Origin of the sequence: Desulfosediminicola ganghwensis, from assembly GCF_005116675.2 — a bacterium.
Lineage (GTDB): Bacteria > Desulfobacterota > Desulfobulbia > Desulfobulbales > Desulfocapsaceae > Desulfopila > Desulfopila ganghwensis.
Genome location: NZ_CP050699.1, coordinates 1,032,818 through 1,046,133, shown reverse-complemented (window position 1 = coordinate 1,046,133; position 13,316 = coordinate 1,032,818). Strand labels below are relative to the sequence as shown.

The following is a 13,316-nucleotide window of genomic DNA, read 5'->3' as shown; positions in this document are numbered from 1 at the left end:
GGTTTAATGCAATCAAGGGGAGGCCGACATGGAAAGAGCAATTATTCATTTACCAGAAGTTTTATTGAGCGTAGGCTTAATTGTATTAATGCTCAAAATTCATCTGACACAACGTTCTACATCAACCTTCGCAGAAGTTGTTGATTTTGAACAATCCGAGAATGCGCTCGTGGGCTTTGGTGATTACGCAGGACGCGTGCAGGTAGTGAACAATCCAAAAGTTGTCTTCTCTGACCACAATGGCAGGCAGCACAGCGCCAGGCTCGATACCGGAGAGCAGAATGTTCACGCCGAAATCGGGGACCAAGTATCTGTCCTATACGACCGAACAAATCCTGGTAAAGCGATGCTTAAGAACTATTCCCTCATCTTCAAAACACCAGTTGTAATGGTTTCCGTAGGAGTTCTTTGCGTACTGGTTAAATACACTGCTTAACCACAACCAAAGCTTGGCCCAGTAGTCTTTTTTTCCCAAGCTTTGGGATACTTCCCAAGAATGGCCCCTATCCTCAGCAAGCAGGAAAGGGGCCATTTCCGTTTCCCCCCGTGACCCTGTCGTGCTAAACTTATCTTTCTTTGCCTGACCTGCAACTTCGAAGCCTGAACTGCCAGAGCACCCCAGGGTTGTCCCTGTTTGCACAACCTCACATTGCAGCAAGCCAGATCAGTCATCCGGGTATATACTCCTTTTTGTCTCAATCTCCCGTACTCCCACAGCTTCCCCGCCGCCTGCCTTCAGTCCTGTCACTGTCTGGTACGCGTATGCACTTCAAACCACAACCTGTACCGTAACCCAGTTCTCATCCAACCCCTTCCACACAACTTACAGATCAGCCCACTCACAAAACAGCCTTTTTGCCAGACTGTATCCCTTCCGGCATAAACTGTTTTTCAAAGCGAACCGCATTCGACCACTGCCCATCATCACACAAAGCATCCCCCCTCATTTAGTGTTATATTCTGTGCAGTTACGTATCAATATGTCACGCAACTACCACCATCTGTTTCCCATTGCCATCTGCCGCGAACCTGCCACCTTAAGACTTGAACGTGAACCATGGTTTCCTGGTCTGTCCAGCCATATGGAAAGTTTTTTCTTCGTTCTTTTTTTACTGCAATAGCCGAAGGGCCCATTAGGCAAGTTTCTTCGTGATATTTTTCGTTTACCCCACCGGATAAGCCTTATGGTTCCCCTTAAATTACACAGGCCATAAAGCCCTTAGTCAGACCACCGACTTCATTTCTGCTTGCACATTGCAATATTTGATGTTAATCACAGCTGCATGCTCAGGAGCAAACCAGGATAGACCGCATCAAACACCACTATAACAACCTTACAACAGGGCGTTAATTATCGTGAAAATGCATTCTTCGAGAGCATTGGCACGTTAGGCTTTCGAAGTCACAGAGGTGTAACGTTTTGCTTCGGCTCAATGCAACAGAAACCATGTTTGCACGCCGGGAGAGAGTAGGTCTTGCCAGATGAATTCTCCCCTTCCGGAATCAATGTGACTGGAAAAAACCCAGAAAAGACAAAACTGCGTCATAGTTGTACCCCCCACCCGCAACTGCTGGCCACACTTTAAGCAGACTTGTACAAGTCACTGATGAAAACCGCCGTGCGCATTCAGGCTCGTTCCAACTCCCGTCGATGATGGAACGTATCCAATACCAATGCAAATCGGGAATCATGCGAAATGCCTTTCCTCGGTTTTATACGACATTGGCCCAAAGGTACTCCTGTCGCTCATAACCAGTTGAAAGCAACATACACACCATCAATCTCAGGGTATTGGGGAGAATTATGACATTACTTCAAGTCTTTGCTGCATTAACTCCAGTAATCGCAGTATTCTTATTTCTCATTATTTTACGCATTCCTGCGACTCGGGCAATGCCCATCAGCCTGCTGCTTACCGCAGTAATGGCAGTCTTTGTCTGGAAGGTAACGCCCATTCAGGTGGCCGCCTCGATTCTTCAGGGATGGGCCATCTCACTAACCATTCTATGGATTGTCTTCGGCGCCCTGCTCCTCTTGAACACCCTTAAGGTAAGTGGCGCAATTTCAGTTATTCGAGATGGATTTTCTCAAATAACAACTGATCGTCGTATCCAGGTCGTCATTATCGGCTGGTTATTCGTGTCTTTCCTTGAAGGTGCAGCTGGTTTCGGCACTCCAGCCGCAATTGTTGCTCCTCTCCTTGTTGCACTCGGTTTCCCTGCACTCGCCGCTGTTGTACTGGCGCTTATTGCTGATAGTGCCGCAGTATCTACCGGGGCCGTTGGCACACCGATCCTCGTGGGTATTGGCCAGGGTGTACAGGGGATTTCCTCGGCAGACTTGCTGACTGTTACTGTTAAAACCATTACTCTCGATGTAATGGTAGCAACCTTCATCCCATTGATTATGGTTGCCATCCTTACCCGCTTCTTCGGTAAGAATAAGTCCTGGACCGAAGGCCTCGGTGCCTGGAAGTTCGCCTTACTGGGCGGTATTTCGTTCACCGGTTCCGCCTACCTCACCGCTCGTTTTCTCGGACCTGAATTCCCTTCTATACTTGGTGCACTCATCGCTCTTGGTATCTGTATCAGTGCTGCCCGATCAGGCTTCCTCATGCCAAAGACAACCTGGCTTTTCGAAAACGATTCCCAGGCAGAGAGCATGAAAGCCAAAGAAGGTTGTCAAGAAAAGTCCATGCCTCTCTGGCTTGCCTGGACTCCGTACATTCTCGTGGTTTGTTTTCTGGTTCTCACCAGGCTTGACTTTCTCCCTTTCAAAGCATGGATGGTTGCTGCCCAGGTCAGCTGGAATAACATTCTCTCCACCTCTGTTTCAGTAACTGCACACACCCTGTACCTGCCAGGCACCATATTCGTATTCGTGGTAATCCTCACCGCGTTTCTCCACAAGAAGGAACCACGCAAGATCAAGACCGCCTGGATGACATCCATCAAGGCACTCGGACCTTCTATTATCGCTCTCGGTGCATCAGTACCAATGGTCCGTATCTTCCTGCACTCCGATGTGAACACTGCTGCTCTTGCGAGTATGCCGATCGAACTTGGTCAACTCGCTGCCGCAACCTTCTCAGGTTTCTGGCCAATTTTCGCCCCGCTGGTCGGTTGCCTCGGCTCCTTTATTGCTGGTAGTGCGACGTTTTCCAACATGATGTTTGGCAATCTGCAGTACGCCACCGCAGACACCGTAGGCTTCTCCCAGACCACAACACTCGCCCTTCAGGCTATTGGTGCCAATGCTGGTAATATGATATGCGTGCTCAATGTTGTTGCAGCCGCCTCTGTTGTTGGCATGGTAGGAAAGGAAGGACAGATAATTCGTTTCACCTTACTGCCGGCTCTATTCTACTGCTTCGTAGCAGGTTTCATCGCTTTCCTTGGCTTTGCTTAATGATTGAATAATCCGTTCAACATCAGTCCTTTAAAAAAGGCAGCTTCCGCCCGTTGAAGCTGCCTTTTTTTTAATATTTTTCAGAATCAGCACTTGTAATCCCAGGCGGATTAAAAGTTCCATCCAATCACGCTCTCTTGAATCACCGCTTCTAATCTGCATTGACACTATTTTCTCTTCGCCATTGTATTGCTCAGCAAAGGCAATACCGGCCTGCTGTCATGCATATCCTTCCAACCAGAATTCTCTTTCTTCGATCGCCCCCGACAACAGTGATCGCAGCTGATTCTTTTATAATTCTGATTACCCCCCAATTTTCAGTTCGAAAACGTGACGTGATAGACGTAGAGGGGAGACGCGACGGATTAGCAGGTGACCAATCCCTGGAATAATTCAGCGATAGGCTTATGGAGAAGTGTTTCTTTGCTTTAAGTTGATACTCCTATCGTCTTTCTCCCCACGCCTTGAAGCTGAGTCTTAGTGGTAAGCAGCGGCTTGCCCGGCTTGCCAGGTTAAATTTGGCGACTATCAGAATTGTCATAAAAAGAGCCCAATACAATTTTGCTAGTTGGAAGATTTAAAATTATTCAAATCTCATGGTCAAAAAAGACACCTGTTCCACACCTCCTGACACCAAAGCCAGCTTCCCAGCATCCTGCCCTCCATGTTGTGCAAGACCTGGCACAACAACTTTCATATAACTATAATACAGACCCTAAGGACTTTCGCTTTAAACCTTTCGCAGTTTCACTTATCGCTCAATTTCTTTTCATTTGAAGATTTTCGACAAGCTTTTTATCTATTCTCTTGTATAATTGCGCAAAAGGGGAGATGTAGGATACCATTCATTACCAGTTTTACGTTTTTATCTCTTTCGCATATTAACTATAAAAAAACAGCACGTTAATTGAATTCACAGGACATCTAAAATGAACTCACCAGAGAGAGCATGCCAGCCTCTTTCAGTTTCCCGGACCGTTGAAACTGAAGTGCTCATAATTGGCGGTGGTGCTACCGGAACGGGGATCATGCGTGATCTTGCTCTGCGATCTATCCAGTCCCACCTCATTGATAAACAAGATCTCTGCGCCGGTGCATCCGGTGGTAACCATGGCCTCCTGCATTCGGGCGCTCGCTATGTTTTCAGTGATCCCCACTCTGCAATTGAATGTCGCGAGGAGGCAGATCTCCTCAAACGCCTCGCTCCCCAATGCGTAGAAGAAACCGGCGGCCTTTTTGTTGCCGTTGCCGGAGATGATGAAAAGTACGCCGCCAAATTTCCGGAACTCTGTAAAGCCGCTGGAATCACCTGCAAGGAACTGACCGTCGACGAAGCTCTCCAGCTTGAGCCGCACCTGTCCGGAGACACCATAAAAGCGTTCGAGGTTCCAGATGCAACTGTCGATCCATTCCGCCTCGCTTTAGAAAATGTCAACCACGCTCATGAACTGGGCGGGTCCGTCTACCACTCTCACACCGGAGTTGTAGACTTTGAAATAGAAAATGGAACAATCAAGGCTGCAATCTGTAAAAATTACCATAGCGGTGAGCTGCTGAAAATCGTTGCCAAGCAATATGTAAACGCAGGCGGTGCCTGGGCCATGAACATTGCCAAAATGGCTGGATGCAATGATGTAAGCCTTCTCTATTCCAAAGGAACTCTGCTCGTCACCAATGACCGTTTAACCAAAAGGGTCATCAATCGTCTTCGCCCACCTGCTGATGGTGATATTCTTGTCCCCGGCGGTACGGTTTCAGTTCTTGGCACCACCTCCCTGCGAACCGATACTCCCGAAAACTCCCGGCCGACCATAGACGAGGTCAATAAAAACGTTGCCGAGGGATCAGCCATGATTCCGGCATTGAGCAATGCCCGCTATATCAGGGCATTTGCCCGGGTCCGCCCCTTGGTACAGGAAGGTGATGACAACAATGACCGAAGCGTTACCCGATCATTTTCCCTAAAAAATCACGAAGACCAGAATCTTTCGAATTTTTGCACAATCACTGGAGGTAAACTCACCACCTTCAGACTGATGGCGGAAAAAACCGCAGACCTTGTGGCGCAACGACTCGGCAATACCAACCCTTGCCTTACCAGGGTCACCCCTATGCCGGCTGGCACCTCATGCAAATGGACAGAGCCCGGCGCTTCCCCTAAATACTGGTATGAAGCCAATAACCCCGATGACATGATTCTCTGCGAGTGTGAGATGGTGCCGCAGTCTGCCATCGATCAGATTGTGCAGTGCGCTCCCGGTGCTGAAAAAGAGATGACCCTTGAAGCCATCGCCCTTCGATCAAGGGCGGGCAAAGGGCCTTGTCAGGGCTCATTCTGCGGCATTCGCATAGGTTCATATCTGTACGACAGAGGGTATTACACAGACCAGACTGGCCTGAATCACATGCGCGACTTCTTCAGCGAGCGGTTTAAAGGTATGCGCACAGTGATCTGGGGCCAGCAGGCTGCCCAGATGGAACTCGCAGAAGCCCTGCACTGCGGCTTACTGGGCCTTGACTGCTTAGATGAAGATGTGAATGCAGCGGCAGATAACACTATCGCCCCAACCAGCACAGGAAAAACCAAATGATTGAGGATAAACGACTATTCACCACGGAGTTTGCGGTCATCGGCTCAGGCCTTACCGGTATGGCTGCCGCTATTTTTGCCATTAACCGCGGCATCTCCACTTCTCTTGCTGGAAACACCGGTGCTATCGCTTATACCACAGGCTATCTCGATCTGCTGGGTAAGGCTGATAGCAACTCACCGCTCTCCAACGACCCCTGGCATGCTCTTGCCAGCCTGCGGTCAAGTCAGCCGCGCCACCCTTTGAGCAGGGTTTCCGATGAGGAAATACGCGCCGGCTTTGACGAGTTCACCGCCTTTATAGGCAGTTGCGGAATCAAATACGGCACACCACAGGAACGCAATGTGATGGCACTGACTCCTGCGGGAACGAGCAAACCGACCTTCAGCGTCCCGGCCACAATGCAGGCCGGGGTAGAGGCTTTTGCCGCTAAAAGCAAATGCACTATAATTGACTTCAAAGGCTTGCGCGGTTTCAGTGCCAGACAGTGCGTTGCCAATCTGCAAAAGGAATGGCCTTTGTTAAAGGCTCGTCGGGTCACCTTTCCCAATATGGAGCACGGCGAGATCTATGCTGAGGTTATGGCCCGCGCTCTTGAAGTGCCTGCCAATAGGGAGGCTCTGGCAGAAGAGATCAAAAAGGTCGCCGGGGACAGTGAGGTCATCGGCATGCCTGCGGTACTCGGCATGCACAAACCCGATCAGGTCATGGCCGATCTTGCCAGACTCATAGGTGTGCCGATCTTCGAAATTCCGACTATGCCACCCTCTGTTCCAGGCATTCGTCTGCGGGAAATGTTCGAACAGGTATTTCCCGAAAAAGGGCTCACACTGGTACCCCAGCAGAAAGTCACCAACGTAGAATTCGGCCGGGATGGAATTACACTCTCGCTGCGTGATAATTTCGGTCCCATCGACATAGTTGCCAAGACGGTATTGCTTGCCACCGGTCGCTTTTTAAGCGGTGGTCTCCAGGCCCACCATGATGGTATCACCGAGCCTCTGCTTGGACTTCATGTCAACCAACCGGAAAACCGCGACGACTGGTACAGCCACAACTACCTGGACAAGGCCGGGCATTCCATTCATCTCTCAGGAATTGAAGTGGATGACCAGTTCCACCCTATCGATGCCGATGGGAAAGTTATCGACCAGCGGCTCTTTGCGGCCGGCGTAATTCTTGCCCATCAAGATTGGATTCGTGGCCGTTGCGGTGCAGGCGTTGCCCTGGCAACCGCCTACAGAGCAGTCAATGAAGCGCATAAACTCCTCAAAGCAGCATGAGTAGAGTAAGGCCTTATAGCGATACATTTCGCAGCCAAAGGAATGAATATGTCTGATGCAATAACACCCACTATAAATTTTAAGGAAAAGGCAATCGAACTTCTGCCCGAGGGAGCCAGCTTTGACGCCTGCCTTACCTGCGGCCTCTGCTCATCGGGCTGTCCGGCTTCGGGGATTGAGAACATGGACCCTCGCAAGTTCATCCGCATGGCGATGCTCGGCATGAACAAAGAGCTTTCCACCACCCCGTGGGTCTGGACATGTACCCAGTGCAAGCGCTGCCAACATGTCTGTCCGATGAACATCGATATTTCCCAACTGGTTTTTCTCGCCCGTGGCAACTGGCCGAAAGAGAAAAAACCGAACGGCATCGTGCGATCATGCGAGCTGACCCGCTCAACCGATTCCACGAGCGCCATGGGTCTGCCGCCTGATGATTTTGTTTTCGTAGTCAACGACGTACTTGAGGAAGTTCGCGAGCAGCAACCCCAATTCAAAGACATGGTTGCCCCGATCGATAAAAAAGGAGCACATTTTTTCGTTAACCAGAACTCAAGGGAGCCGATGAGCGAACCCGATGAGATGGTGCCACTCTGGAAAATCTTTCACCTGGTCGGAGCCGACTGGACCTACGCCTCCAAAGGCTGGGCTGCGGAAAATTTCTGTATGTTTTCCGGTGATGAAGAGGCATGGTACGACGTCATCAAAACCCGCGTCGATGCCACCAACGAGTTAGAGTGCGCGGTCTGGCTCAACACCGAGTGCGGACACTCCTATTACACCATGTGGAACGCGGTGAACCGCTTCGGCATGGAAGCCAACTTCCGGGTTGAGAGTCTGGTGAGCTACTACGCGAAATGGATACGCGAAGGAAAACTGCCGGTCAACGCAGACTGGAACACCAACAATATCAAGTTTACGGTGCAGGACCCCTGCCAGATCGTGCGAAAAGCCTACGGGGACTCTATCGCCGATGATCTACGTTTTGTCGCCAAAAAGCTGGTCGGTGAAGAGAACTTTATCGACATGCAGCCGAACCGTAGCGCAAACTACTGCTGTGGCGGTGGCGGTGGCTTCCTGCAGGCTGGCATGACCGAGCATCGACGCACCTACGGCAAGCGGAAGTTTGACCAGATAATGGCTACCCAGGCGGATTACGTGCTCACCCCCTGCCACAACTGCCACTCCCAGATGGAAGACATCGGCCATCATTATGGCGGGGCGTATAACGTGGTCCACTTCTGGACCCTTATCTGTCTCTCTTTGGGAATTCTTGGCGAAAACGAAAGGACCTATCTTGGGCCGGACCTGGCCAACATCGGTCTTTAGTCTTTAAGCAACCGGCAGCAGAAGGTACGAGCCCCCACGGTCCACTCTTTCTGCTGTCAGGAGATTTCCCACAGGCTGCCTCTCACCTGAGCCGGAATCTGCCAGCTCGTAAAGAGGACTCAGCAGATCGACCATTGCGGTCATCTGCTGTTGTCGTTTATCGACGGGCAGCAGATGCGGGTGCAGTGAAAGATACAGTGCTGGTTTCTGTTGCTGCAGGTAACTCTTCATAGCAGGAAGAAGGGTAAACTCGCCTCCCTCTACATCCATCTTTATGCTCGTAAAAACCGGGCGTCCAACGAGCTCCAGCCATTGCTGCCAGGCTATCACCACCACCTCCATACCTGCCTTGCCGTCCGGGTAGAGCAGGCTGGTCATGGAGTCCCCTCGCTTACCACGGGGGCTGGCCATCCGGCTTATGCTGCTTTTTTCGGCAACCGCCATATTAAAAGGGATAACGTTGTCCAGCTTATTGAGTTTCAGGTTGGCGAGCAGGTACATATAGGCGACTTTATCCGGTTCGAAACAAAATACCTTTTTCGAACAGTGGGCCGCATGCAGCACCGTCGGCCCTATCCAGGCACCGACATCAAGATGGATCCCACCTGGCGCCAGGATCGAATCGAGCACCGTAAAGGTTTGCGGCTCCCAGCTGCCATTATCAACCTTGGACCAGAAGCTGATGTGATCAGGATCGCATCGCAACTGTCGGCCTGCGACCCGGGCAGGGTACCAGCCGCGCACCCGGCACCATGCTTCCTGAAGCCGTTCCCATGGTGTCATCAATCGCGCCTTTTTAGTTTTTGTGACACTCTCTTCGAAAGCCACTTCCAGGGAATCAGCATGGAAACCTCCTGTTGATATTGTCGGTACTTTTCCCCAAACTCCGCAACCAGCCGCCTCTCCTCGATGAAGGCGCCGATCAGCAAATAACAGGAGAGAATCACCGCGGAGAGAATGGTCGCCTCGTGATACACCGGCCAGGACCACAAAAAAAGCAGGGATCCGAGATACCAGGGATGACGTATCACGCCATGCACACCGTCCCTGGAAAATTCAACGTCATCCCTTTTCCCGGCAGCCGTCTTTCTACCGTACACCATGTCATGGAGATTATATTGCCTGGATCCGCACCAAAAGAGCCCGAGCGCACCGATTGCCAACACAAGCTCCAGCAGATGCCAGAGACCGCGCCAAACCAGAACCACCTCACCTCGAACCATAACTGTCAGCACGACCAGGGGAAGCAAACTCAAGCAGGCTGCAATGGTATAGAACAGGCGATACCTGAAACCGGGAAAGCCCATCCTTACGAAAAACTTCTCCGTATTATCCTGGACTGATCGGTTAATCAGCAGGCTATGCATACAACACCAGGCAGCCCAGGCAATGCCAAGATAGAACAGGAAATCAGGTTTCATTACAAATCGACTTGAGCTGCAGCTGAAGTTCGGGGATCACCTACCTGCGGATAAATCAGTTTGTCGACAGCAAACCCCAATTCTTTCGCCCTGGCGATCAAACGTTGCTTAACCACCTCATCCAGATCCGGCTCTCTGGCCAGAATCCAGAGATATTTTCGGTTCGCCCCGCAAACCAGAGCATACTCATACCCTTGATCAAGTTCCATAATCACATAGGTGCCGTAAAATGGCCGGAAAAAGCTTACCTTCAGATAACCTTCCCGGGGTGAGCGCACAAAGTACGCCCTGCCCACAGCTTCTTTCCAACTTCCGCTCTCAGCCTGATAGCCCCTGTTGACAACCTTGACGCCCCCGTCATCACGCATACTGTACTCGGTCATTACCCTGGTCAGTCCCCGTTCAAATGAGTGATCCAGCCGGGCAACCTCATACCACCTGCCAAGATACCTGTTCAGCTCAAAATCCTGAACAGGCTCAATTCCCTTGGGTAATCCGGCGCAACCTGTCAGAACAGTGAGAGACAACGAACAAAGTAACAGTCGCAACCTGTCATGAATCCCCCCCATCGCACCTCCTTGAACCTGTTTTGAAGGTCAGGCAAATTTACTTCTTCAGAGCAAAGCCACCAATCGTCAATGCTTTCCGACACCTGAAAACGTGCATGCTTCGATATGAGCTGTATTCACACCGACAAATGCGCCCTGCACCGGGATGTTTTTCTGTTTCCAGCCCTGGCCAGCCCTGTGGACTTCAGTAATCGTAGGGTTGGTCAGTGGAATATAGCGATGCTTGGTCTTACTCCTGAAACGACCGTGGCTGAGACCGGAGATATAGAAAAAGGAATCCCCCTGCATATGCGTAATGATATAAACTTTTGAAATTTTCTCACCATTTCTCGCGCTCAGAGCTTCTGCCCGGATTTTCTCACTGCTGTCTCCACATCCCAGTTCATCATCGAAAAAAAACAGAATATCGGCGAGCCTGATCTGGATTCGGTCCAGTTCGAGCAAAGGGGTATCGCTATCCAGGGTCACCGTCGCACTGTTTAACAATAATGCATCATCAAACCCCTTTTCAGAGGGATCTTTCCAATACCCACTGGTACTGTTAAAAATATCTATGGTTCGAAGCGTCTCGTTAGGGACGTCGATATAACCACTATACACCTTATCCGGTACATGAATCGTAACATCTCTGCGATTTGTTTCCATAACGTCCTCCCATTCTCCTGCAACTCCAGCACGCCTGGTATACCAGCTCTCCCCCATGCGCCCCCACATTGTGGCATGTCAACACTGTAATCACTTGAAATTGAAAGAGAATAGTGACGCTTCTTTTTTTTCAACCCTGATTAGGTACGAAAAAAAAGTGAAACCAAATTGAGGTAGAAAAAACAAGGCCCCCGGAAGATTTGCTCATCTCCGGAGGCTCTGATTTTTTATCATCATTCAGGGAAAAGAGAATTTACGCTATAAAAACAGAAGCCTTAAGCTACCAGTTTTCGCCGAGCAACTCAAAATGGGCCTTGGCATGAGCACAGGCCGGACAAATCTCCGGAGCTTCATGGTCGTCGTGCAGGTAGCCGCAGTTACGGCATCTCCAGACCACTTTTTCGTCACGCTTGAAAACACAGCCTTTCTCGATGTTGCCGAGCAGGTCCTTGAAACGCTTCTCATGCTGCGCCTCGGCATTGGCAATTGCCATAAAGATATCGGCGATATTGGCAAACCCTTCCTCCCGGGCAACCTCGGCAAACTCCGGATACATCACAGTATGTTCGTGGTTCTCCCCCGTTGCCGCCTCTTTAAGATTCTCTGCGGTAGTACCGACAACACCTGCAGGAAACGAAGCGGATACCTCAACATCCCCACCTTCAAGCAACTTGAACAGGCGTTTGGCGTGCTCCTTTTCCTGGTTGGCTGTCTCTTCGAAGATGGACTGAATCTGTACATATCCATCTTTTTTGGCCTGGGATGCATAGTAGGTGTAGCGATTGCGAGCCTGTGATTCGCCGCAGAAAGCGGTAAGTATATTCTTTTCGGTCTGAGTTCCTTTCAAACTAGCCATGATCTCTTTCCTCTTTTTTTTAGGGTTTTACTGTTGTAATCAGGCAGTAAATTTTTCGCCATATTAGCATACAAGCACAAGAATACACCACACTAAAAAACGAAAGAGCTCGAGACACTGCAATCACAGACCCTTCAGCATTTGCCCTATAGCAACTAGTTAGCGACTATAGAAAAAGGCTGAATTTTGTTTCAACCCCCAAATGTCATGCAACAGGGCTGTACTCACCCAGCCAGCATTACCAGGGCCAACAGTAGTACCCTAGTCCAATCGTCGACATTGTTAGATATAATTAATTTGCTGGATGCACGCGACAGACTTTTAGCCCCAAAAAGATATACCGAGCACATAAATAGAACGCAACCATCAAGACATGGCCCCAAGTGATATGGTAGCAGCTTCCAACCAACTGGCGGGAACGGCAATAATAGTTTATGGCACTGCTCCTGGATATATACACTTGCAGATAGCATCTTCCATCAGATTGTTGAAAGTCAGGTTCATCTTTCAGCTAAAAATTGAATTCACAAGATAAATCTGCTCCCTTTCCATATAAATCACCGCCACATCAAAGTGTTGCGGAAATTCCCCCACAGCAGAAGCAGACCTTTGTTGACAATGGACCTGCCTTTTGGGCCCTCTCAAAATATTTCGATCCAAAAAGCAAATTGACCTTTCAATGTGTCAGGCTAGCGGGCGTGCAGTGTTTTGTCGAGTAGCTTTCCCCACCTGGGACTAAACGGATGTACCTCGTCAACTGTTCCTTTCGGTGAATCAAGAGCCAGGCCCCTGTTTGCCCACATAAAAATAGACCCTCGCAGGTTGTAGACATTTTTGACACCTTCATTTTGCAGTTTTCGTACATACTCTGCAGAACGCAATCCAACCGAGCAATAAGCAACAATGACCACCCCTGGTAGACGACTGTTGACAGCAAACTCTTCTACCAGCACAGCGCCGGGAATGTGGCTTACCAGATACTCCTCGCGACTCCTTACATCCACCAGATAAAGCTTTTCTCCTGCCTCCAGCCGATTGGATAACTCATCAATTTCCATAATCTTAACATCAGGGAAATCCTCGCTTAACACAGCGTCAATCTTCTCCCAACTCAGCTCGCCAAAAAGAAGGGAAAAACGAAAGCCACAGAGCATCAATAACACAAATACAGTTACCGCTTTGATTGGCAAAAATCTCATTTTCTGGCCCTCTC

11 protein-coding genes are annotated in these 13,316 nt (G+C 49.9%); 5 read left to right on the top strand and 6 right to left on the bottom strand.

Features of this window, described 5'->3' with window-relative positions; translation table 11 throughout:
- Positions 1–28: 28 nt before the first annotated feature.
- The 5 genes from FCL45_RS04520 (at position 29) to FCL45_RS04500 (ending at position 8,612) form a co-directional block, all read left to right on the top strand.
- A complete protein-coding gene (locus FCL45_RS04520) occupies positions 29–436 on the top strand; it encodes a DUF3592 domain-containing protein (protein ID WP_136799154.1) in 408 nt (135 codons plus the stop codon).
- Between the two features lie 1,368 nt (positions 437–1,804).
- A complete protein-coding gene (locus FCL45_RS04515; protein WP_136799153.1) occupies positions 1,805–3,409 on the top strand; it encodes an L-lactate permease in 1,605 nt (534 codons plus the stop codon).
- 929 nt (positions 3,410–4,338) lie between these two features.
- Positions 4,339–6,000 (top strand): anaerobic glycerol-3-phosphate dehydrogenase subunit A, encoded by a 1,662-nt coding sequence (gene glpA, locus FCL45_RS04510; protein WP_136799152.1) that lies wholly within the window; start codon positions 4,339–4,341, stop codon positions 5,998–6,000.
- Positions 5,997–7,283, top strand: a complete 1,287-nt coding sequence (gene glpB, locus FCL45_RS04505; RefSeq protein WP_136799151.1) for a glycerol-3-phosphate dehydrogenase subunit GlpB — start codon at positions 5,997–5,999, stop codon at positions 7,281–7,283. Before glpA ends, glpB begins: the two co-directional genes overlap by 4 nt.
- 48 nt (positions 7,284–7,331) lie before the next feature.
- Positions 7,332–8,612 (top strand): (Fe-S)-binding protein, encoded by a 1,281-nt coding sequence (locus tag FCL45_RS04500; protein ID WP_136799150.1) that lies wholly within the window; start codon positions 7,332–7,334, stop codon positions 8,610–8,612.
- Positions 8,613–8,615: 3 nt separating this feature from the next.
- On the opposite strand, the gene FCL45_RS04495 is transcribed toward FCL45_RS04500, so the two are convergent.
- The 6 genes from FCL45_RS04495 to FCL45_RS04470 all read right to left on the bottom strand — a co-directional run bounded on the left by FCL45_RS04495 (position 8,616) and on the right by FCL45_RS04470 (position 13,302).
- On the bottom strand, positions 8,616–9,395 hold the full coding sequence (locus FCL45_RS04495) for an FkbM family methyltransferase (protein WP_136799149.1): 780 nt from the start codon (positions 9,393–9,395) through the stop codon (positions 8,616–8,618).
- On the bottom strand, positions 9,395–10,033 hold the full coding sequence (locus FCL45_RS04490; protein ID WP_136799148.1) for a methyltransferase family protein: 639 nt from the start codon (positions 10,031–10,033) through the stop codon (positions 9,395–9,397). The genes FCL45_RS04495 and FCL45_RS04490 overlap by 1 nt, the downstream gene beginning before the upstream one ends.
- The gene (locus FCL45_RS04485) at positions 10,033–10,581 is read right to left on the bottom strand and encodes a lipocalin family protein (RefSeq protein ID WP_167495867.1); all 549 of its coding nucleotides are present in this window, start codon (positions 10,579–10,581) and stop codon (positions 10,033–10,035) included. The genes FCL45_RS04490 and FCL45_RS04485 overlap by 1 nt, the downstream gene beginning before the upstream one ends.
- Positions 10,582–10,668: 87 nt before the next feature.
- On the bottom strand, positions 10,669–11,247 hold the full coding sequence (locus FCL45_RS04480; RefSeq protein WP_136799146.1) for a hypothetical protein: 579 nt from the start codon (positions 11,245–11,247) through the stop codon (positions 10,669–10,671).
- 280 nt (positions 11,248–11,527) lie between these two features.
- A complete protein-coding gene (gene rbr, locus FCL45_RS04475; protein ID WP_136799145.1) occupies positions 11,528–12,103 on the bottom strand; it encodes a rubrerythrin in 576 nt (191 codons plus the stop codon).
- A 689-nt stretch (positions 12,104–12,792) separates the two neighbouring features.
- Positions 12,793–13,302 carry a rhodanese-like domain-containing protein gene (locus FCL45_RS04470; protein ID WP_136799144.1) on the bottom strand — a complete coding sequence of 170 codons (510 nt, stop codon included), beginning with the start codon at positions 13,300–13,302 and terminating at the stop codon, positions 12,793–12,795.
- Positions 13,303–13,316: the final 14 nt, after the last annotated feature.

Excerpts from the sequence above, each read along its gene's own strand:
- FCL45_RS04520 (WP_136799154.1), top strand. The coding sequence starts at position 29 with ATGGAAAGAGCAATTATTCATTTACCAGAAGTTTTATTGAGCGTAGGC.
- FCL45_RS04515 (WP_136799153.1), top strand. The coding sequence starts at position 1,805 with ATGACATTACTTCAAGTCTTTGCTGCATTAACTCCAGTAATCGCAGTA.
- glpA (WP_136799152.1), top strand. The coding sequence starts at position 4,339 with ATGAACTCACCAGAGAGAGCATGCCAGCCTCTTTCAGTTTCCCGGACC.
- glpB (WP_136799151.1), top strand. The coding sequence starts at position 5,997 with ATGATTGAGGATAAACGACTATTCACCACGGAGTTTGCGGTCATCGGC.
- FCL45_RS04500 (WP_136799150.1), top strand. The coding sequence starts at position 7,332 with ATGTCTGATGCAATAACACCCACTATAAATTTTAAGGAAAAGGCAATC.
- FCL45_RS04495 (WP_136799149.1), bottom strand. The coding sequence starts at position 9,395 with ATGACACCATGGGAACGGCTTCAGGAAGCATGGTGCCGGGTGCGCGGC.
- FCL45_RS04490 (WP_136799148.1), bottom strand. The coding sequence starts at position 10,033 with ATGAAACCTGATTTCCTGTTCTATCTTGGCATTGCCTGGGCTGCCTGG.
- FCL45_RS04480 (WP_136799146.1), bottom strand. The coding sequence starts at position 11,247 with ATGGAAACAAATCGCAGAGATGTTACGATTCATGTACCGGATAAGGTG.
- rbr (WP_136799145.1), bottom strand. The coding sequence starts at position 12,103 with ATGGCTAGTTTGAAAGGAACTCAGACCGAAAAGAATATACTTACCGCT.
- FCL45_RS04470 (WP_136799144.1), bottom strand. The coding sequence starts at position 13,302 with ATGAGATTTTTGCCAATCAAAGCGGTAACTGTATTTGTGTTATTGATG.